Source organism: Pedobacter sp. 22163 (genome assembly GCF_052045595.1).
Taxonomy (GTDB): Bacteria; Bacteroidota; Bacteroidia; order Sphingobacteriales; family Sphingobacteriaceae; genus Pedobacter.
Genome location: NZ_JBQEPM010000014.1, coordinates 17101 through 38014 on the forward strand (window position 1 = coordinate 17101; position 20914 = coordinate 38014).

The following is a 20914-nucleotide window of genomic DNA, read 5'->3' on the forward strand; positions in this document are numbered from 1 at the left end:
GTCATGAAAAATAAAATAATAATAGCATCATTAATCAGTGGTATGTTTTTAAATACTTCATGTAAGAAGTACCTTGATGTAAATAAAGATCCAAATAATCCTACGAAAATTTCAGCAGCAAGCCGCCTGGTTGGTGCCATTACCACCTCAAACGGAGCTGCATTATGGAGGGGTACGAGAGAAGTATCGGGGCTTGTGCAGTACGGAACAACTAAATTGCTTACTGGTACCAACCGTAACGCAGAACAATGGCGTTTTACAGCCAGTTATTTTCTTTGGCAAAACGCCTATGTATATACCATGCCTAATTGTGTAGATCTGATCAATTTAGGTGAGGAAGAAGGAAGCCCTTATTTTGTGGGTGCCGGAAAAACCTTGTTAGCGATGAATTTTGGATTGCTTACTGATCAGTATGGCGCGATCGTGGTTGATGATTATTACGACGGCAAAACCCAGCTAAATTTACTGCCCAAAATGCAGCAACAGCAAGATGTTTACCAACGTATTGATAAATTGTTGGATGAAGCCATTGTTGCTTTTAGCAGTACAACAAATGCTACCGGACTTAATGCCAATGGGGGTGATATCATGTTTCAGGGAGATGTAAGCAAATGGAAAAGATTTGCCTGGGCACTAAAAGCCAGATATCTAAATCATTTATCTAAAAAAGGCGCATTGTACAATCCTGCAAAAATTATTGAGGCCTGTAGCAATGCTTTTAATGCCGATGGTATGGATGCACAGTTTGCTTATTTATCAGGAGGGATCCAAACAGACGAAAACCCATGGTACAGTTGGGGCGGTTTTGTGCTTACCACAACAGATCCGAACAATGCACTTTACGATCCACGTTATTTTGCCTGGAGCCAATTCTTTGTTAATATGTTATCATCATTTCCGGTTACCAATGCCACTTTTCAAGATCCAAGGATAAGCAGGATTATGCAACCAGCTGTTTCTGATGGACAGTATCGTGGTTTAAAAGCCGGTGCTGGTCTGTTAGGCGGTCAAGGGTTATTGTCCAACGGACAGCCAGGAGATGCCACTAAAACAAATGGAAATGATTATGGCCGTTTTAGTAATAGTGGATTTTATACCAAACAAACCTCACCTATCCCTTTCATCACTTATTCTGAAATTAAACTGATTGAAGCAGAAGCTAAGCTGCGCTCTAATGATGTTGCTGGTGCACTCGCCGCTTACGAAGAAGGTGTTAAAGCCAATATGCGTAAACTAGGAGTTACCGCAACCGAAATTAATACCTATTGGACTGCACAGTTGGCAGATGGGCTTGCAGCACACTTTACAAATCTTACCCAGGGTTTAAGCCACATTATGCGCCAAAAGTATATTACACTATGCTTAAATCCTGAAACCTGGGTTGATATGCGAAGGGTTGATTTTAGTCAGGCAATTTATGGCCCGTCATTGGTACGCCCGGTAAACCTGAATACGGTTGTTTTCGATGCCAATAATGCCAACCAGTGGATTAGGGCAATGGTGTATGAATCCAATGAACAAACCCGTAATCCAGACGCTGTGGGCGATAATTCGGAGAAATACCGGTTACTAACACCGCTTTGGTGGGACACTAATTAATGATAATACACTTGAAAATCCCCTTTTTGGGGATTTTCTTTTCTAATTCGATTTCGATGAAAATTAAACAATTATTTTTCCTATCCTCCTTAATAGTCTTCGTCATTGGTTGTGCCAAACCAACCTTCCGGACATTCTATAAACCCATTATCTTCGACGATCAGCGTAAACAGCTCAGTATCGATTACCTACAGGTTCGGCACGGCATTAAACAGGATAATGCAGTTATTAAGCCAGTTATGGTGGTATTGCATTGGACAGCCATACCAAGTTTGGAGAAAACATTTGATGCTTTTAATAACCCAACTTTGCCAGAAGCCAGAAAGGCGATATCCACAGCCGGAACGCTAAATGTATCCAGTCAGTACCTTATCGATCGGGATGGAACCATATTTCAGTTAATGCCCGATTCTATATTTGCCAGGCACGTAATCGGCTTAAACTATTGCGCAATCGGGGTAGAAAATGTGGGGGGCGAAAGCGCACCCTTAACAAAGAAACAGCTGCTGGCTAATGAAAACCTGGTGAGGTACCTGAAAACTAAATATCCTATCGAATATGTAATTGGACACTACGAGTACAGGCAATTTATTGGAACAGGCTTATGGAAAGAAAGTGATCCGAATTATCTTACCGAGAAAACAGATCCTGGTAGGTCTTTTATGAAACAGATCAGAAATAGATTAAAAGACCTGAATTTAAAAGGAGCGCCAGAGAAAAAATAATCTGGCGCATTTTAATCCTTACAAAATTTTGAATCCTAAACTCAATTGAAACAAGTTAGGTTTTTGGCTGTATTTTTCACTTTTACTGATGTTGGATAAACCAGCTTCGTAGCGTAAATCAACCGAAATGTTACCCACATCTACACCAGCACCTGCCTGTAGGCCCAGTGCCTGGTTTTTGTAGTTATCGAAATCGGTAGCTTGTTGATAAGCAGAACTAAACGAAGAATTTTCGTCCAGAATAAATGAAATAACCGGACCAGCCATTAAGCGGAAGTTTAAATTTTTAGCACCAAATTTTGTTCCCAATAAAACAGGAACATCTAAAGTGGTAAATTTTACTTTTCCTTCAGCTGCAACTTCATTCCCATTATCTTGCGTAATGCTGATAAATTTGTTGCCTTTACTGCCAATGTAAGCCTCTGGTTGCACATAAAAACTAGCGCCACCAATACGTGCCCAGGCACCGATCTGATAACCTAAACGGTTTTCTTCACTTGCAAAATCTGCATTTAACTTGGCTAAGTTTACGCCTGCTTTAACCCCGAGGTTAAACGTTTGTGCCTTAGATGTTGCCCAACCCAAGGTTAGGAAAACAATAGAGAAGATGATTTTTTTCATGTTGTTTAATTTGTTTTTTAAAGGTTATAAAACCATAAACGATCAGTAATACCTGCCATGGTTTCATTTTTAAAATTTGTTTTAAGCGGTTTTTATACCGATTAGGTTTTATAACGTGCTTTTAACACAATTATCGTGCAAAAAGAATCCGCGAATCTCCACTTTTTTTGTCACATCACATAAAAAGGTATTAACCTGAGCAAATATTTTTTACTTTTGCATCAAATAAAATATGCCATGGCTAATTTTCAACTTACTTCAGAAACTGCATTTAAAGTAAAAACCAAGTTCTTAAGGAAATACCGCGATCTGGCGAATGAGCCTTTAGAATTTACGCCAGGCAAAGAAGATCAACTGATTGAAGATTTAATGCGTTTGGTAAAACGCGATCGTACCTACATCGAATTTACCATTCAAAAAGCACTTGCCGATACCAAGGGTAACAGACTTTAGTAATCTTTCTCTGCTTTCATGCTCTTTTTTTAGCGTAACGCTTAATTTACGCTTAGCCCAAATAAGCTGTTTTTAATATTTATCGGTTTTTGTACATTTACGTTTGTACTTAATCAATAATAATCTTCCAAAAAGAGCGGTATTTCATTTAACTTGCCCTTCGGAATTTAAATATATAAGGGAATGAAGAAACTAAAATATAGTCTTTTAGCAGCTGGCTTAGGCGTGGCTGTTCTGTCTTTTTCATTTAAAGAAGATTTATTCCTCGTATCTAAAAATCTGGATATTTTTGCTTCGCTCTATAAAGAAATCAATATCAATTATGTTGATGACACCAATGCTCCCCAATTAATGAAAACGGGGATTGATGCCATGTTGGATAGTTTAGATCCCTATACCGAATATGTTCCAGAATCAGAGATTGAAGATTACAAACTGAAATATGTGAGCACTCAATACGGAGGCATTGGTGCAGGTACTGTTTTTATTGAGGGCAAACTGTTTATCAATGAAGTAAGCGAAGGTTATCCTGCAAATAAAAGTGATATTAAAGCCGGCGATCAGGTGGTGAGCATCAATGGGATTGCCATAAAAGGGAAAGACCGTCAAGAAATTAGTCAGTTGTTACGCGGTCCGAAAGGAACGCCGGTAGATTTATTGGTGATCAGAGATGGGAAAGAAATCACTAAAAAACTTGTCCGTGATGAAATAAAACAGCCTAACGTTTCTTACTCAGGCATGGTTGGCGATGGCATTGGTTACATTAAACTCGATAAATTTCTTGAAAATTCCGGACAGGAAGTTAAAGATGCACTGCTGGCTATTCAAAAAGAAAATCCAAAAGGTGTGGTTTTAGATTTGAGAAACAACGGCGGAGGTATTCTGCAGGAAGCGGTTAAAATTGTGAACCTCTTTGTGAATAAAGATCAGCTTGTTGTGACCCAAAAAGGCAAAAATGTAGAGAAAACCATTACCTATAAAACACTTTTAGCCCCGGTTTCTACTTCAGTTCCTTTAGTAGTGCTTGTAAATGGAAATTCGGCCTCAGCCTCAGAAATTGTGGCAGGTTCTTTACAGGATTTAGATCGCGCCATTGTAATTGGTCAACGTAGTTACGGCAAGGGCTTGGTTCAGCAAACTTTCAACCTGCCCTATAATAGCTTGGTTAAAGTAACTGTGGCAAAATATTATACACCATCAGGCAGGTGCATCCAAAAATTAGATTATGCACATAAAAATGCAGATGGTATTGCAGAACGTTTTGCCGATTCGACCATGGTAATGTACCAAACCAAAGCAGGAAGAAATGTGTACAGTGGTAATGGTGTTTATCCCGATATTGTGGTAGATGCCATAAAGCTCAGCCCGATTACCATTTCAATGCTTAATAAAAATCTCTTCTTTAACTACGCAAATCAATACAGGAAAGATAAACCAAGTTTGGCATCAGCAAAAACTTTCCAGTTATCGGATGCAGATTATGCTGCTTTTTCTGGCAGTTTGGCCGATAAAGATTTAACCTACCTCAGCCGTACCGAAAGGTTGCTTTCTGATTTACGTTTAGAGGCCGAAAAGGAAAATAAATCTGCCGAAGTAAAAACCGATCTCGAGAATCTTAAATATAAACTTACCTCTTCTAAAAAAACTGATCTGGTTAGCCATAAAGCAGAAATAAAAAGAGTTTTAGAAACACAGATCATCAGCCGATATTTTTATGAAAAAGGAAGAATTGAGCAGAGTTTCCAGTACGATAAAGAATTGGCCGCGGCAAAAAATCTTTTTACCAACCAATCGCAGATTCTGGCCATTTTAAAAGGCGATGGGAATTATAAGGTGATTGGAAAACCGACCAAAGCCACCGCATCAATAGACTAAAACCTAACCAAACGATACTACTATCCCTATGAAGAAATTAACCCTGATATGCCTTGTGCTATTAATTGCATTACAGTTAAAAGCACAAGATTACACCCCTACGGCCTCTAATTTAAAACAGCGGGCATGGTTTAACGATGCCCGTTTTGGCTTATTTATCCACTGGGGGCCTTTTAGTATACCAGGGAGCGGCGAATGGGTAATGAACGAGCGAAAGTTGAATGTTCATAATTATACTAACCTTAAAGATTTTTTTAACCCCGTTGAGTTTAATGCCGAACAATGGGTGAGCATGGCGAAGAATGCCGGAATGAAATACATTACGCTGATTACCAGGCACCATGATGGTTTTAGCATGTGGGATACCAAATATTCTGATTTCAATATTATGAATACGCCCTACAAAAAAGATATTGTAAAAATGATGGCCGATGAGTGCCACAAGCAAGGCATAAAACTATATCTCTATTATTCGCTGTTAGATTGGCGCAGAGAAGACTATCCGCACGAAACGGGCCGTACCGGACAGCACTCAGGTAGAACGGGCAAAGGCGATTATGCAAGCTATTTGCAGTTCATGAAAAACCAGTTAACAGAGTTGTTAACCAATTATGGTGAAATAGGCGGGATCTGGTTCGACGGGCATTGGGATCAGACTGAACCAGAAGGATCAAAAGACAGAACATCGCGGATTGACTGGAAATACAACGAAATTTATGGCTTAATCCACAAACTTCAGCCACAGTGTATGATTGGTAACAACCACCACCTTACACCCTTTGCAGGAGAAGATTTTCAAATGTTCGAACGCGATCTTCCTGGTGAGAATAAATCAGGCTTAAGTTTTCAAAAGGCATCAGATAAACTACCGCTCGAAACCTGCGAAACCATTTCAAATTCGTGGGGATATAACCTGAGCGATACCTATTACAAATCGAATAAAGAACTGGTGCATATGTTGGTTAAAGCCGCAAGTTTAGGTTCCAATCTTTTACTGAACATCGGGCCAATGCCGAGTGGTAAAATCCAACCGGAGTTTCAAGACCGATTAGCCGGTTTAGGCGATTGGCTTAAAGTATATGGCGAAAGCATTTATGGTACAAAAGCAGGATTTATAAAACCACAGACATGGGGAAGCATTACGCAAAGCGACAAAAAAGTTTATATCCACCTGGTTGACGGAAAAACCACTACACTTAACTTAGAAAACGTTCCGCTAAAGAAAATAAAAAAAGCGTATTTATTGAAAGATAAAAGTCCGGTAAACTATACCTTTAAAAAATCAAAATTAAACATTACTACAACTTTAAATAGTGCAGAACCGGATCAGGTAATAGTTTTGGAGATTGGGTAAGACTGCGTTTGCTTGTGTGATCGTCATTTCGAGCGAAGTGCAACGCAGTCGAGAAATCTAACTAATATAGATTTCTCCATTCCACTGTGTTCCAGTCGAAATGACGGACTTTTTATATAATTCTTTCCTCTTTATGAGAGAATAAACGTAAAACGTTTTACTTTTAGGCTTTAAATTCTAATGTAAGAAATTATAAGCACACATGCAGTTCAAGAAAACCTCGTCTATTCTATTTCTAACGGCCTCTCTATTCTCCCTTAATGCAGCTGCGCAGCAGAACACCAAACTTACCCGGTATGTAGATCCATTAATCGGATCGGCAAAACACGGTCATGTTTTTGTAGGTGCAAATGTTCCCTTTGGTGCAGTTCAGCTGGGGCCGAACAACATTTTTGAAGGCTGGGACTGGTGCAGTGGCTATAACTATGTTAGTAATACCATTACCGGTTTTGCACATACGCATTTAAGTGGTACCGGAATCGGCGATCTGGGCGACATTTCGATCATGCCTGCAACTGGTAAATTATTGCTCGAGAAAGGCAAAACAGCCGAAGACCAGAATGGCTACCTGTCTAAATTTTCGCATCAAAATGAAATAGCCAAAGCTGGTTATTACAGTGTATTACTTGATAAGTATGGCATTAAAGCTGAACTAACAGCAACCGAAAGGGTAGGTTTTCATCAATATACTTTTAAAAAAGGTGCTGAAAACCCACATATTGTTATCGATTTAATAGAAGGTATAGGCTGGGATGCACCTGTATCGGCATCATTTAAACAGCTCGATGCGACCACTATTGTAGGGCATCGTAATTCGAAAGGTTGGGCCAACGATCAGCGTTTGTATTTTGTAATTAAACTTTCACAACCGATTAAAAGTATTGCATTATACGATAGCACAGCCGTTAAAAGCGGTATAACATTATCTGGCAAAAAACTAAAAGCAGCGGTAAACTTTAATGCCATTAATCATGATAAACTACAGATTAAAGTTGCTTTATCTCCGGTAAGCATTGAAAATGCCATTTTAAACCTAAAAACAGAGTTGCCAGGCTGGGATTTTACCGCTACAGTTAAAAACAGCGATGCGAGGTGGGAAAAAGAACTGGCCAAGGTGAAAATTGAGGCCTCAAATACAACCAAAAAGATATTTTATACTGCTTTGTACCATACTATGGTTGCCCCGTCACTTTTTAACGATGTAAACAAAGATTACCTCGGTACAGATAAAAAGGTATACAAAAAGGCCAGTTTCAATAACCTCACTACCTTTTCACTGTGGGATACTTACCGTGCGGCTAATCCATTGTACACCATTCTGCACCAGGATAAAGTAAACGATGTAGTAAATACGATGTTGGCCATCTATAAACAACAGGGTAAATTACCCGTTTGGCATTTAATGGGCAGTGAAACCAATACCATGGTAGGCTACCATGCCGTTCCGGTTATTGTTGATGCCTATTTAAAAGGGTACCGGGGCTTTGATATAAATCTGGCATACAAAGCGATAAAACAATCGGCCATGCAAAAAACAGATGGCATCGAATACATTCAGGAACTTAAATACATTCCTGCTGATAAAATAAACGAATCAGTGGGTAAGGCTTTGGAGTATGCTATTGATGATTATTGCATTGCACAAATGGCTAAGGCACTAAATAAAACAGCAGACTACACTTACTTTAGCAAAAGATCGAAACTGTATAGTTTATATTTCGATCCTAGTGTTCAGTTTATGCGTGGTAAACTTGCCGATGGAAACTGGAGAAGCCCGTTCGATCCCTTTTCATCTAAACACCGTGAAGATGATTATGTAGAAGGGAATGCCTGGCAATATACCTGGCTGGTGCCGCAGGATGTAGAAGGGTTGATTAATCTTTTTGGAGGGGATAAAGCTTTTATCAATAAACTAGACTCGCTATTTACCTTGCCCTTAGATTTGGGAACCAACGGTTCGCCGGATATTAGCGGGTTGATCGGTAATTATGCACAGGGAAATGAACCCAACCACCACATTCCTTATTTATATACTTACGCAGGCCAGCCATGGAAAACTGCCGATCTGATCCGTAAAATCGACAAAGATTTTTATTCTTCAAAACCTGATGGTTTGTGTGGTAACGAAGATGTAGGCCAAATGAGCGCCTGGTATGTTTTTTCGGCAATGGGTTTCTATCCTGTAAATCCGGCAAACGGGGCTTACGTTTTCGGAACGCCATTAATTAACGATGCAATCATTTCGCTGCCCGGGAATAAGAAATTCAATATAAAGGTTGTGGGTAATAGTGCAGAGAATAAGTACATTCAGAAAATTGTGCTGAATGGCAAAGCTTATACTACATCATATATCCTGCATAAAACGATAGCAGCTGGCGGAAATATGCAAATTTATATGGGCAATAAACCATCGGCAACCTGGGGTGTAAAACAAGAAGACAGACCGGTTTCAACTAAGTAATGATTAAATTGAAAATGATTGAATGCTTACTATACCAATAGTGAAAATTCTCATTCAGTAAATAAAACATTCTCTCATTCAATAAATCACTCATTCAATAATTCAATAATAATGAAGAAAATATTCCTACTTCTCTTACTCTGTTCGGTTTTAACCGTAAATGCACAACAGCGTTATGAACTAAATTCGGGCTGGGTATGTACCAATATCAAAGATGCTAAATCTACTGGTTCAGAAATTTCGAAAACAGGTTTTTCGCTTAACAGTTGGATGCCTGCAACTGTACCAGGAACAGTATTAACTACTTTGCTGAACAACAAAAAAGTGCCCGATCCATTTTATGGAATGAACAATGAGAAAATTCCTGATGTGTATAAAACCGGTAACGATTATTACACCTATTGGTTTGTAAAAGATTTTGAAGAGCGCGCTGTGGGTAACGAACAGGTTTGGTTGCAGTTTAGGGGAATAAATTACAAAGCCGAAATTTATTTAAACGGAAAAAAAGTTAATCCAAAAACCCAGGTTGGGATGCACCTTAGGGCACAATATAATATTACCAAACTGTTATCTCCGAATGGGAAAAACAGGCTGGCTGTAATTGTTTATCCTCCGGATTTTCCAGGTAACCCGAACGGTGGCCAGGGTGGCGATGGCACTATTGCCAAAGGTTTAACCACACAATACACAGCCGGTTGGGATTGGATTCAGCCTACACGTGATCGTAATACGGGTATCTGGGATAAAGTGACCATTGAGAAAACCAAAATCATCAACATTCAGAATCCACAGGTAATTACCTTGGTTCCAGGCAAACGTTTACCAGAAGGGAAACAAAATCCGGCTACCATTAAACTTTCGGTTGAAGTTGAAAACCCTACAGGTCAGGCTATTTCGGGTACTTTGCAATATCAAATTGCCGGAAAATTGGTTAAACAGCCAACTATTATTGCAGCAAATAAAACAACTACAGTCAAACTTCCTGATTTACAGCTCGACAACCCTAAATTATGGTGGCCAAGTGGATACGGACCGCAGAACCTGTATGATGTGAAGATCGAATTTATAGCTGCCAATCAGGTTTTGGATCAGGAACAGCTTAAAGTAGGGGTTCGCCAGATTGATAATATCTGGAATGAGCATACCAAAAGTATGGGTGCCTATGTAAACGGACAAAAGATTTTTATTAAAGGTGGTAACTGGATTATTTCTGATGCGATGCTCCGTTTTAGCGATGCCCGTTACGATGCCGAAGTGCGTTACCATAAAGATATGAACCTCAACCTGATCAGGATTTGGGGAGGAGCAATTTTAGAAAGACCTGAGTTTTACAACGCCTGTGATAAATACGGTTTGCTGGTTTTTCAGGATTTCTGGTTTAGTGGCGATTGTAACGGCCGATGGGTAGATCCAATGAAAAAAGAAGATCAATGGACAAGGAGAAATTATCCTGATGATCATCATTTAACCTTAACAGCTATTGAAGATCAGATCAAAATGATCAGAAACCATGCTTCACTTGCTTTTTGGTGTGGTGGAAATGAGATTACACCACCGGAAGATATTTTGGAGCCTTTAAAGAACGATATCCTGCCGCGCTTAGATGGAACGAGAAAACTTTTTGATTTCTCCAATAGCGACGAAATGTCGTTCAATTCCATTGGAGGGAACGGTGATGGTCCATATGGCATACAGGATATTAAAACTTTTTGGGGTACCAGAACATTCCCTTACAATTCGGAAGTAGGATCGGTAGGGGTGGGCGACTACGTTTCCTTGCTCCGTTTTATCCCAAAAGAAAACCTGATTGCGCCGCAATACAAAGCCAAGCCCGATTCGGTATGGGATTATCATAAATACATCTCTTACGAGCAATATCTTAATCCATATGGCAAGCCAAAAAGTGCAGAAGATTTTGCGATGAAGGCTCAATTGGCCAACTACGAACAATACAGGGCATTAATGGAGGGTTTCTCGAACAAAATGTGGGACTGGTATACCGGTTCTATCATCTGGAAAACCCAAAACCCCTGGACAGCCATGCGTGGACAGATGTATGATTATTACCTTGATCCTAATGCCTGTTTATATGGTTTAAGAAAAGGCAGTGAGCCTTTGCATGTGATGATGAATCCTTTGGATAGCATGGTTACCATCGTAAACAATGGGTTTAGCACCAAAAACAACCTGATGGTGCAAGCGAAAGCTTACGATATGGACGGAAAGGATTATTTCTACGCTCAGGCCTTCAATTCGGTTGGCCCATCTTCGGTGAGAAGACTTTTTCCTATGAACGATTTCCTGGCAAAACTGGATAAAAAAGAAGGTGTATTTGTTTCCTTAAGGATTTTAGATCAAAAGCAAAATATTTTAAGCGAGAATATTTATTGGCTTCCAGGAAAGGATGGTGAATATTCGGGTTTAAAAAGCATCAAACAGGCGCCGTTAAAAATTGCAGCTGTTGATCAGAAAAACGGTAAGGTGGCAGTTACTTTGAGCAATGCAAACGGAAACCCTGTAGCATTTTTTAACCGTGTAGCCTTAATAAATGGCAACACTGGTGAACGCATGCTTCCTGCTTTTTATGATGATAACTACGTGAGTATTTTGCCTGGCGAAAGTAAAACGGTAACGGTAGAATATACAGGGAAGCAAAGTAATCTTGCAGTAGAAGTATATGGCTGGAACGTAGAAAAGCAGAAAGTAACTATTCAATAAGTTGCCATCCAGACCTCGCAGGTTTAATTCGTAAATTATATTGTTTTCAATGGTCTCATTGAGGGCTGCGCCGTTTCAAAACCTGCGAGGTCTCTGATACAAGATTCCGTTATTCGGGATTTGTAATCCCATCGTTAGAAATTAAGGATTTTTAATCCTGAAGCGTAGGCTTATTTTCGTTGTTTTTGGAAATGTTGGGCTCTGTTGTCGTGGCGGATCGTAGCCCTGCTATCGCTGCAAGTCCTCGCTGCGCTCCGGGCTTTTCGCTTTATCAGGTTTAATAACAAAGGGGGCTGCTCCAAAACCTTAAAGGTCTAAAGTTGCGATGAGTCCGCGTTAGGGATTGTAAGGGTTCAGTAACGATTAAGCATCTGTTTTTATTTAATCATGGTATGCTTGCTTGTTTCACAGGTTTTCATCGGTACCGGAGCGAAGCGTAGCCCTGAAAAGCCCGGACCCTTTCCCGATTCCACGGGATTGGGTAACGCCCAAATCAGTTTGCAGTCTTCGGTTGGCCGTTTACAATTCGGATCTATTGAAAACAAAAAAAGGCAATACATAAGTATCGCCTTTTTCCATTTAATATCTTTTACAACCTAGCTTACGCCATGTAATTTCACTTTTAATCCGTCCATATTATTGTTTAACTGCAATTGGCAGGCTAAACGCGAATTTGGTAACAGATCAGGCAAAGTGTCCAACATGGCATACTCATCGTCTGTCATTTCGTTAAGTTTTTCTTCGCCTTCTAATACATCAACGCAGCAGGTAGCACATAAAGCCATTCCGCCACAAGTAGCTAGAATATCGTACTCTGATGCTTTTAAAAACTCCATCAGGCTTAAACCCATGTCGGTTGGTGCAACGTGTTCAGTAACCGAGCCATCCGGCTCTTGCATGTATATATTAATATTGTTTTCCATTTTTTAGCTTACTTATATTGATTCACAAATATAGTAGAAAGCTTAAAATTCTGAAACTCCGTTTACAGTTGTATATTTCATGGTATATTTCACACCTGGGTTCATGTAAGAATAAGCACTATGGCTCATTAATGCAGCCTCGTGGAAACCACAAAGAATCAATTTTAGTTTATTGGTGTAAGTGTTAATGTCGCCAATAGCATAAATTCCTGGGATGTTTGTCGAATAATCATCAACGTTAACCTCAATTGCACTTTTGTTGATATTTAAGTTCCAATCTTCAATCGGACCTAATTTAGGGCTCAAACCAAACAAAGGAATTAAGTGATCAGCCTCTACGACAGTTTTTTCCATGGTACGGTTCTGTACAATTTCAACTTGCTCTAATTTGTCAGTTCCCTGTACCGCCTGAAGGTTGCTGTTTAAAATCAAATTGATTTTACCGCTTTCTGCCAATGCCATTACTTTAGCAACCGAATCTGGAGCACCACGGAAACTCTCACTTCTGTGCACCAAAGTTAGTTCTGAACAAACTTCTGCTAAGTAAATGGTCCAGTCTAAAGCAGAGTCGCCACCACCGGCAATCACCATTTTCTGATCACGGTACTTCTCAGGATCAAGGATCATGTAGTTTACACCTTTACCGTTCTCAAAGTTCTCTAAATTTTCTACAGCAGGTTTACGTGGCTCAAAGCAACCTAAACCACCTGCAATTACCACAACTTTGGCTTCGATAACAGTACCCATATTGGTTGTTAAAACGAAATCTGCTTCGCCACGTTTCTCTAAACCTTCAATACGCTCGCCTAAAGTAAACGTTGGATGGAAAGGTTTTGCCTGCTCCATTAAGTTATCGATAAGTTCCTGGGCCAACACAGAAGGATAACCCGGGATATCGTATATCGGTTTTTTAGGGTAAATTTCAGACAGCTGACCACCAACCTGAGGCAGGTAGTCAATTAAATGGCAACGCATTTTTAATAAACCGGCTTCAAAAATGGCAAATAAACCAACCGGACCAGCGCCTATTACGGCTATATCAGTAGTGATCATTAAAAAAAATTTGACGCAAAGTTACAAAATAAAGTCTTATCAATCCTGCTATTTAGAAATATTCTAGATAATTTTGTAATCCTGTTGTATTCAATATTTTATATGCTTTGCATTGGTGTAAAACAAAAGTTAAGGGTTTTTAGCGGTTTAAAGCAAATTATAATTGGTCTATGGATTTAGTGGGAAATTTAGTTCCTCCATCTCCTGAATCATAAAAAGATAATATTCTAGCTTTGCCAATAACCCGTTCCCCTTCATGAATATGCCATACCCGCCCAACATGTAAATATTGATGGAGGGAAGGAAAATCAAGAAATCTAATTTTTACGATCTTTTTCTCTCCAGGTTCTATAGTAGGCCATTCACTAAAATTAATATCACCAATGTAGGTTTGTACTATTTGGCTTTGCTTATATTCAAATACGTGATTAGGCCTGTATCCTGATATAATACCCGTTTTCCTTCCCCCGTCATTTGTTAGGTGTAATTCCAATTCTGCTTGTACTGAAACTAATGAATTTGAATTTCCGTACTCTACTTCATTAAAGCTTACTAATGTGTATTTGTCGTAAGCCATTAAATCGAAAACTTTTGATTCGCCTGTTGCTAACCATTTTTTATAGATAAGCGCTCCGTTTTGATATAAATACAGCTGATTATTTTTAATTTCTTTATGTATTTTCATCATAGCTGACAGCTTTACCAACTCATTCCTAAATTCTGAAACACAAAGCTCCATACATCAGCCGCTTCTTCAATCACTTTCGTTGTTGGTTTGCCTGCGCCATGGCCTGCTTTGGTTTCGATCCTGATTAAAACCGGGTTTTCGCCTTTGTATTTATCCTGTAAGGTTGCTGCAAATTTAAATGAATGTGCAGGTACTACGCGGTCATCGTGATCTGCTGTTGTGATTAATGTTGCAGGATAATTAACATCGCTTTTTAGGTTATGGAGCGGCGAATATTTAATTAGGTAATCGAAATCTTCCTTTTTGTCGCTGCTTCCGTATTCAACTGCCCAGCCCCAGCCAACCGTAAATTTATGGTAGCGCAGCATGTCTAAAACACCAACAGCTGGTAAAGCCACTTTAAACAGATCGGGTCTTTGGGTCATACAGGCACCTACCAAGAGTCCGCCGTTGGAACCACCAGATATGGCAATTTTAGATGGATTGGTGTACTTCTCTTTAACCAGGTATTCGGCTGCAGCAATAAAATCGTCGAAAACATTCTGTTTTTTTGCTAACATACCGGCTTTGTGCCAGGCTTCGCCATACTCGCTTCCACCACGTAAACTCGGCTGAACGTAAATGCCGCCACGCTCTAAAAACAACAAACGCGAAAGACTGAATCCGGGCGTTAAACTAACCTGAAAACCACCGTAGGAATACAAATAAACAGGATTGTTGCCGTCAAGCTTGATCCCTTTTTTATGTACAATAAACATAGGTACCTTGGTGCCATCTTTTGATTGGTAAAACACCTGTTTGGTTTCGTAGTTATCGGTATTAAATTGAAGTCCTGATTTTTTATACAATACCGATTCGCTCTTGTTGATGTCGTAACGATAAATGGTACCTGGAGTGGTGAAATTAGAACAACTGTAAAAGAATTCTTTATCTTCTTTGTAGCCGCCAAAGCTATCAACAGTGCCAATTGCAGGCAATTTTACTTCCCCGATATTCTTCCCTGTCAAATCAAACTGGACAATATTCGTACTTGCATCTTTTAGGTACGATGCCCATAAAAATCCTCCTCCGGTTCCGATTCCCTCTAGCGCCAATTTCGATTCAGGGATAACCTTCTGCCAGTTTTTAGGATCTGCATTTTTTGGATCAACCAAAACTACTTGTTTGTTTTCCGCTCCTAAATCGGTGTTTACCAATAATTTGTCGCCGATATTATCAACAACGCTATGGTTATTTTCATAACCCTTAATCAAAGATTCGATTTTGCTTCCCTGTGCTTTTAGATCTTGATAATATAAAGCATTGCCCGAAGTACCTGCACTGGCATAAACCACCAGAAAGCGTTCATCTTCGGTAACACTGGCGCCGAAATATAGGTTCGGATTGGTTTTGTCTTCAAAAATTAATTGATCATTTTGCTGCTGATCGCCCAATTTGTGGAAATATACTTTTTGATATTTATTGGCTGCAGAAAGATCGGTTCCCTTAATAGGTTCATCAAATTTACTGTAGTAAAAACCATCGCCTTTCCAGGCTGCGCCAGAGAATTTGGTCCATTTCAGTTCATCAGCTAATTTGGTTTTGCTGGCTATTTCCATTACATAAATATTGCTCCAGTCTGACCCTGCCTGTGCGACCGAATAGGCCAGGTATTTTTTGTCGTGAGAGAAGCCCAAAAGCGAAACAGCTGCCGTTCCGTCTTTTGTAAGTTTATTTGGATCAAGAAAAACTTCTTCTTTGCCATCTAACCCTTTTTTAATAAACCAAATGCTTTGATTTTGAAGCCCGTCATTTTTGATGAAGAAATAATATTCGCCAACCTTAAATGGCGCACTTTCTTTAGGGTAGTTCCATAATGCTGTTAAGCGCTTTTTAATATCGGCACGGTAAGGAATCTGCTCCAGATAGTTTTGAGTAACCTTATTTTCGGCTACAACCCAGGCTTTTGTCTCTGCCGAGGTATCGTTCTCTAGCCATCTGTAAGGATCTGCAATGGTGGTTCCGAAATAATTATCTTTTGTGCTGTCTTTTTTTGTTTCAGGGTATTTCATCAATGTTATTTTTTCTGCAGGTTTTTTGCCCTGGTTGCAGGCAAAGAGACTTAATGCAAATAAGCTTAATAGAATTTGTTTTTTCATCTTTAATAAGATTTGTTTACTAATATATGTCTTTTTTTCCTTCGGGTTGATTACACAGATTTAGAGATTACACCGATTTGTTAAGGCGATTTTAGTTTTGGTGTTCTTGCTTTGGTCTTTAAGCTTTGTACCCTTTCCCTTTCGGGTTGATTACACCGATTTTAGGATTTCACAGATTATTGAGCTTTAGTCTTTCGGCTTTAGTCTTTAAGCTTTCCACTTTTTTCTTTTACCTTTGAAAATCCATGGCAAAAAATATTTATTTCGCTTCCGATTTTCATTTAGGCACGCCAAATTATGTCGAAAGTCGTGTCCGTGAAGCGCGTATTGTAAGTTGGTTGAATTTTATTGAACCGAATTGCAGCGAACTGTTTTTAATGGGCGATATTTTCGATTTCTGGTTCGAGTATGCTAAAGTAATTCCGAAGGGATTTATCCGTTTACAGGGTAAGTTGGCGGCCATGGCCGATGCCGGGATAAAAATCTATTTTTTTAAAGGTAACCATGACATGTGGGTGCGCGATTATTTTACGCAGGAAATCGGCATGGAAATCATCAGCGATGAACTGATCATTGAAAGAGGGGGAAAGAAGTTCTACTTACACCATGGCGACGGTTTGGGACCTGGGGACAAAAAATATAAATTCTTAAGAAAGATTTTTAGAAGCAAGTTTTGCCAATGGTTGTTTGCCCGTTTACATCCAAATCTGGGGATCGGTATTGCCAATGGATGGAGCCAGGGTAGTAGGGCTGCACAAACCGAAAAAGAAGTTTTTTTAGGAGAAGATAAAGAATGGCTGGCCATTTATGCCAAAGAGCAGTTGCAGAAAGCACATTTCGATTATTTTATTTTCGGGCACAGGCATCTGCCGCTAGATATAGATTTGGGTAATGGGAGCCGGTATGTTAATATTGGCGAATGGCTCAACTATAATTCTTATGGGGTTTTTGATGGTGTGGATTTGAAACTGGAATATTATAACCCAAAACCGTAATATTTTTGTTTTTTTGGAAAGCGAAGTCTGTAGCTTTTTTTAATGTTCGTCGGGCTTTTCGTTATAGTCCCGATGCTAATTTAGTGCCGATTTATCGGTAAAGAATCGGGAGCTGCCACTTTAATCCCGTTTAGATACATCAGTTTCTGCTTCTATTTGAGGCTGCATGATGCCTAAAATGCACCGTTCTTTGTTCCTAAACCCGATAAAACGGAAAGCCCACAGCGTAGCGAGGACTTGAAGTGATAGCGGGACTATCGGCTGCCATAAGTACAGAACCTTTCATTTTCTAACTAAACTAGAGCAATTTCCATTTATGGTTAAAGGATTAACCAATTAACCATCCTTCCTTCCCAAACTAATTCAGCTTTTTTCCTTATTTTTGCATTTCCTGAATTTTTGGGCCTATACCGACCGTCAGGAAATTTCAACAAGAATAAATATGTTAGATAAATTAGAAGCTATAAAGCTGCGTTGGGAAGATGTGGAAGAATCGTTGAGCAATCCGGATGTAATTCAGGATATGAAACGTTTTGCGGCTTTAAATAAAGAATATAAAGACTTGGGCAAAATTGTAGACGAATATAAAATCTACAAAAATGTGATGAGTAATATTGATGCCAACAAAGAAATTTTAGCCACTGAGAAAGACGCCGAAATGCGTGAGATGGCAAAAGAAGAACTCGATCTTTTGTTAAAACAACAGGAAGAAATGGAAAGCAATATCCGCTTGATGTTGATTCCTAAAGACCCTGAAGATGCCAAAAACGCGGTATTCGAGATCCGCGGTGGTACCGGTGGAGATGAGGCGGCTTTATTTGCCGGCGATTTATACCGCATGTATACCCGTTATTTCGAAACCAAGGGATGGAAGGTAGAAACCGTTGATGTAACTGAAGGTACAGCAGGTGGTTATAAAGAGGTAATTCTGAAAGTGAGTGGCGATGATGTTTATGGTCAGCTGAAGTATGAAAGTGGCGTGCACCGTGTACAGCGTGTGCCAGATACCGAAACTCAAGGGCGTGTACATACTTCGGCGGCATCTGTAGCGGTTTTGCCAGAAGCAGAAGAAATTGATCTGTATATTAACCCTGCTGATATCGAACTGCAAACTTCGCGTTCAGGTGGCGCAGGTGGACAGAACGTAAATAAGGTAGAAACCAAGGTGCAGTTAACGCACAAGCCATCGGGTATTGTGGTGGTTTGCCAGCAAGAACGTTCGCAATTGGGTAACCGTGTTATTGCAATGGAGATGTTGCGTAGTAAACTTTACGATATCGAATTGCAGAAAAAGAATGGTGATATTGCTGCTAAACGTAAAACAATGGTTTCAACCGGCGATCGTTCGGCTAAGATCAGGACCTACAATTATCCTCAGGGCCGTGTTACCGAACACCGTATCGGATTAACGATGTATAACCTGCCAAGCATTATGGATGGCGATATTCAGGAGATTATTGATGCCCTTCAGTTCGCAGAAAATGCAGAAAAGATGCAGGAAGGTGCTGTAGGATAGTGAGTTATATATTTTTTGAAAAAAAGTTTGCGAATTAAGATATAGTCTCTATATTTGCAACCTCGAAAGAGACAAGAGGTTCGAACTTTAAAGAAGAACAAAAGGAGTGGTAGTTCAGCTGGTTAGAATGCCTGCCTGTCACGCAGGAGGTCGCGGGTTCGAGTCCCGTCCATTCCGCAACAAAAGCCTTAACTTGAAAAAGTTGAGGCTTTTTTGTTTTCTGGAAACACCAAATTATTCATTTTTTCGCAAGAAAAAGGTGAGCAATTCGGTGAGCACATTAAACGGTATCAATGCTCATCAATTATAGCTTAAACAGTTGTTTGTGAGTTGGTTAAATCATTAAACATCTTGGCTGTAAGCGACAGAATTAACAATTTTGTTTATATTAATAAGTTATCATGAGAACAAACTTAAATCTGCTTCCTAAGCGTGTTAATTCCATGTGATTATTTATTTGAAGTCAAAGATTTTATATAAGTTCATAAGATTTCTATATTGATACACACGATCAGCATTCTCACTATAAAAAGCAGAATACTTCATTTCCCTAATCTTTCCGTTGACATTTATTTGCATATAAATATTTGCTTCACCCGTAGCCTTAAACTGGGGATAGCTCGCGCTAACGATCTTAACTAACTCGGCCTCAGTTGGTAGGTCGAATAAATGATTGTCTGTTAATTTTTTGAAAAGTTCTTTAACCTGATTTGAATTTAATTGTTTAACGGGTTCTTTAGAAAGCATTATATTATAGTTCGCACTGGCGTTAGGCGGGCCAATATTGCGATATTTTGACTCATCAATATTTTGCCTGCCCTTTGCACTTATATAGCACGAGTATTTACATATTACTAAATGAGAACCATCACATTTTAGATCTATTAAAATATCAATATTTCCATATTGGGTACTCCAAAACCTTATCTCTAGATTTGAGCCCGTTTTTTCTATTGGACCTAAGATTTTTTGTATAATATCGGTCTGTGCATTTTTTTTAATGAGTGATGTTTCTTCAAAGTGTGGGATGTTTAGTTGAATTCCACATGATTTGACAATCACTTGTGCGTCAATTGTAAAAACGTTGATTAGAAGGATTAATAAAAAGAAAGAAGATACTTTCGTTATTTGATAATTCATTGAGCGCTATTATATTCTACTTGTGAAATTATGATTTTTTGTTATTCTGCAAATACTTTTTCTCATTAATTCCACATATTTCTATGAACAAAGAAAGGCTCATTGAGCTTTGCGTCAAAAAATGGTCTCATACATTTCGATTATTACAAAAGCCTTGAAAATAATATAATTAAAATCCTGCTAATTGATCATCAGACTAGTACTATTTCAATCATTAATATGTACCAGGACAATCATGTGTCCCGTCGTAAAATAAGTGTCAACCTATTTTAAGATTAGTTAATAACCTTTTTGATTAAAATATTTAGAATGAGGTTCAGCGTGTTACGTAATTATTGATTAAAAAGTCGATTACTATAGTGATAAACTGAATATAGTGTCTATATTTGCAACCCTGCAAGGGGAAAGAGGTTCGAACTTTAAAGAGAACAAAAGGAGTGGTAGTTCAGCTGGTTAGAATGCCTGCCTGTCACGCAGGAGGTCGCGGGTTCGAGTCCCGTCCATTCCGCGAAAATAGTTTTAAATTTAACTAAAAGCCTGTAAATTAAATGTTTACAGGCTTTTTCGTTTTCTGGAAACACCAAATTATTCATTTTTTCGCAAGAAAAAGGTGAGCAATTCGGTGAGCACATTAAACGGTATAAATGCTCACCAA

At 39.1% G+C, this 20914-nt stretch carries 15 protein-coding genes and 2 tRNA genes; 11 read left to right on the forward strand and 6 right to left on the reverse strand.

The annotated features are described in order from the left end of the window. Window positions 1-3 precede the first annotated feature (3 nt). Both ACTJKN_RS25625 and ACTJKN_RS25630 read left to right on the forward strand, forming a co-directional pair. Complete coding sequence (locus tag ACTJKN_RS25625) at window positions 4-1599, forward strand: SusD/RagB family nutrient-binding outer membrane lipoprotein (protein WP_440828466.1); 1596 nt, start codon at window positions 4-6, stop codon at window positions 1597-1599. Between the two features lie 56 nt (window positions 1600-1655). Continuing rightward, complete coding sequence (locus ACTJKN_RS25630; RefSeq protein ID WP_440828467.1) at window positions 1656-2324, forward strand: N-acetylmuramoyl-L-alanine amidase; 669 nt, start codon at window positions 1656-1658, stop codon at window positions 2322-2324. Window positions 2325-2342: 18 nt separating this feature from the next. Here the strand turns inward: ACTJKN_RS25630 and ACTJKN_RS25635 are convergent, their stop codons facing one another. Then, complete coding sequence (locus tag ACTJKN_RS25635) at window positions 2343-2945, reverse strand: porin family protein (RefSeq protein WP_029280581.1); 603 nt, start codon at window positions 2943-2945, stop codon at window positions 2343-2345. A gap of 237 nt (window positions 2946-3182) precedes the next feature. On the opposite strand from ACTJKN_RS25635, the gene ACTJKN_RS25640 reads away from it, so the two are divergent. The 5 genes from ACTJKN_RS25640 (at window position 3183) to ACTJKN_RS25660 (ending at window position 11806) form a co-directional block, all read left to right on the forward strand. Continuing rightward, on the forward strand, window positions 3183-3398 hold the full coding sequence (locus tag ACTJKN_RS25640; protein WP_025141830.1) for a hypothetical protein: 216 nt from the start codon (window positions 3183-3185) through the stop codon (window positions 3396-3398). Between the two features lie 183 nt (window positions 3399-3581). Continuing rightward, window positions 3582-5273: a S41 family peptidase gene (locus ACTJKN_RS25645; RefSeq protein WP_440828468.1), complete on the forward strand. Its 1692-nt coding sequence runs from the start codon at window positions 3582-3584 to the stop codon at window positions 5271-5273. Window positions 5274-5301: 28 nt separating this feature from the next. Further along, on the forward strand, window positions 5302-6627 hold the full coding sequence (locus tag ACTJKN_RS25650) for an alpha-L-fucosidase (RefSeq protein WP_440828469.1): 1326 nt from the start codon (window positions 5302-5304) through the stop codon (window positions 6625-6627). A gap of 202 nt (window positions 6628-6829) precedes the next feature. Next, window positions 6830-9088 (forward strand): GH92 family glycosyl hydrolase, encoded by a 2259-nt coding sequence (locus ACTJKN_RS25655; RefSeq protein ID WP_440828470.1) that lies wholly within the window; start codon window positions 6830-6832, stop codon window positions 9086-9088. 111 nt (window positions 9089-9199) lie between these two features. After that, on the forward strand, window positions 9200-11806 hold the full coding sequence (locus ACTJKN_RS25660) for a glycoside hydrolase family 2 protein (RefSeq protein ID WP_440828471.1): 2607 nt from the start codon (window positions 9200-9202) through the stop codon (window positions 11804-11806). A gap of 596 nt (window positions 11807-12402) precedes the next feature. On the opposite strand, the gene ACTJKN_RS25665 is transcribed toward ACTJKN_RS25660, so the two are convergent. The 4 genes from ACTJKN_RS25665 to ACTJKN_RS25680 all read right to left on the reverse strand — a co-directional run bounded on the left by ACTJKN_RS25665 (window position 12403) and on the right by ACTJKN_RS25680 (window position 16608). After that, window positions 12403-12729, reverse strand: a complete 327-nt coding sequence (locus ACTJKN_RS25665) for a 2Fe-2S iron-sulfur cluster-binding protein (protein ID WP_025141835.1) — start codon at window positions 12727-12729, stop codon at window positions 12403-12405. A gap of 42 nt (window positions 12730-12771) precedes the next feature. Continuing rightward, window positions 12772-13782 carry an NAD(P)/FAD-dependent oxidoreductase gene (locus ACTJKN_RS25670; RefSeq protein WP_029274634.1) on the reverse strand — a complete coding sequence of 337 codons (1011 nt, stop codon included), beginning with the start codon at window positions 13780-13782 and terminating at the stop codon, window positions 12772-12774. Window positions 13783-13939: 157 nt separating this feature from the next. Next, window positions 13940-14470: a hypothetical protein gene (locus ACTJKN_RS25675; protein ID WP_440828472.1), complete on the reverse strand. Its 531-nt coding sequence runs from the start codon at window positions 14468-14470 to the stop codon at window positions 13940-13942. A gap of 11 nt (window positions 14471-14481) precedes the next feature. Then, entirely contained in the window at window positions 14482-16608 is a 2127-nt protein-coding gene (locus ACTJKN_RS25680) for a prolyl oligopeptidase family serine peptidase (protein ID WP_440828473.1), read from the reverse strand. Window positions 16609-16853: 245 nt separating this feature from the next. On the opposite strand from ACTJKN_RS25680, the gene ACTJKN_RS25685 reads away from it, so the two are divergent. The 3 genes from ACTJKN_RS25685 to ACTJKN_RS25695 all read left to right on the forward strand — a co-directional run bounded on the left by ACTJKN_RS25685 (window position 16854) and on the right by ACTJKN_RS25695 (window position 19296). Next, the gene (locus ACTJKN_RS25685) at window positions 16854-17603 is read left to right on the forward strand and encodes a UDP-2,3-diacylglucosamine diphosphatase (protein ID WP_440828474.1); all 750 of its coding nucleotides are present in this window, start codon (window positions 16854-16856) and stop codon (window positions 17601-17603) included. A 442-nt stretch (window positions 17604-18045) separates the two neighbouring features. After that, the gene (gene prfA / locus ACTJKN_RS25690) at window positions 18046-19119 is read left to right on the forward strand and encodes a peptide chain release factor 1 (RefSeq protein WP_057933254.1); all 1074 of its coding nucleotides are present in this window, start codon (window positions 18046-18048) and stop codon (window positions 19117-19119) included. A gap of 103 nt (window positions 19120-19222) precedes the next feature. Continuing rightward, a tRNA-Asp gene (locus ACTJKN_RS25695) sits at window positions 19223-19296 on the forward strand. A gap of 276 nt (window positions 19297-19572) precedes the next feature. On the opposite strand, the gene ACTJKN_RS25700 is transcribed toward ACTJKN_RS25695, so the two are convergent. Further along, window positions 19573-20259 carry a hypothetical protein gene (locus ACTJKN_RS25700; RefSeq protein ID WP_440828475.1) on the reverse strand — a complete coding sequence of 229 codons (687 nt, stop codon included), beginning with the start codon at window positions 20257-20259 and terminating at the stop codon, window positions 19573-19575. Between the two features lie 434 nt (window positions 20260-20693). Between ACTJKN_RS25700 and ACTJKN_RS25705 the strand changes: the two genes are divergently transcribed. Next, window positions 20694-20767: transfer RNA gene (locus ACTJKN_RS25705), tRNA-Asp, on the forward strand. Window positions 20768-20914: the final 147 nt, after the last annotated feature.

Excerpts from the sequence above, each read along its gene's own strand:
- ACTJKN_RS25655 (WP_440828470.1), top strand. The coding sequence starts at position 6,830 with ATGCAGTTCAAGAAAACCTCGTCTATTCTATTTCTAACGGCCTCTCTA.
- ACTJKN_RS25665 (WP_025141835.1), bottom strand. The coding sequence starts at position 12,729 with ATGGAAAACAATATTAATATATACATGCAAGAGCCGGATGGCTCGGTT.
- ACTJKN_RS25670 (WP_029274634.1), bottom strand. The coding sequence starts at position 13,782 with ATGATCACTACTGATATAGCCGTAATAGGCGCTGGTCCGGTTGGTTTA.
- ACTJKN_RS25635 (WP_029280581.1), bottom strand. The coding sequence starts at position 2,945 with ATGAAAAAAATCATCTTCTCTATTGTTTTCCTAACCTTGGGTTGGGCA.
- ACTJKN_RS25625 (WP_440828466.1), top strand. The coding sequence starts at position 4 with ATGAAAAATAAAATAATAATAGCATCATTAATCAGTGGTATGTTTTTA.
- ACTJKN_RS25680 (WP_440828473.1), bottom strand. The coding sequence starts at position 16,608 with ATGAAAAAACAAATTCTATTAAGCTTATTTGCATTAAGTCTCTTTGCC.
- prfA (WP_057933254.1), top strand. The coding sequence starts at position 18,046 with ATGTTAGATAAATTAGAAGCTATAAAGCTGCGTTGGGAAGATGTGGAA.
- ACTJKN_RS25630 (WP_440828467.1), top strand. The coding sequence starts at position 1,656 with ATGAAAATTAAACAATTATTTTTCCTATCCTCCTTAATAGTCTTCGTC.
- ACTJKN_RS25700 (WP_440828475.1), bottom strand. The coding sequence starts at position 20,259 with ATGAATTATCAAATAACGAAAGTATCTTCTTTCTTTTTATTAATCCTT.
- ACTJKN_RS25640 (WP_025141830.1), top strand. The coding sequence starts at position 3,183 with ATGGCTAATTTTCAACTTACTTCAGAAACTGCATTTAAAGTAAAAACC.
- ACTJKN_RS25675 (WP_440828472.1), bottom strand. The coding sequence starts at position 14,470 with ATGATGAAAATACATAAAGAAATTAAAAATAATCAGCTGTATTTATAT.
- ACTJKN_RS25685 (WP_440828474.1), top strand. The coding sequence starts at position 16,854 with ATGGCAAAAAATATTTATTTCGCTTCCGATTTTCATTTAGGCACGCCA.
- ACTJKN_RS25645 (WP_440828468.1), top strand. The coding sequence starts at position 3,582 with ATGAAGAAACTAAAATATAGTCTTTTAGCAGCTGGCTTAGGCGTGGCT.
- ACTJKN_RS25650 (WP_440828469.1), top strand. The coding sequence starts at position 5,302 with ATGAAGAAATTAACCCTGATATGCCTTGTGCTATTAATTGCATTACAG.
- ACTJKN_RS25660 (WP_440828471.1), top strand. The coding sequence starts at position 9,200 with ATGAAGAAAATATTCCTACTTCTCTTACTCTGTTCGGTTTTAACCGTA.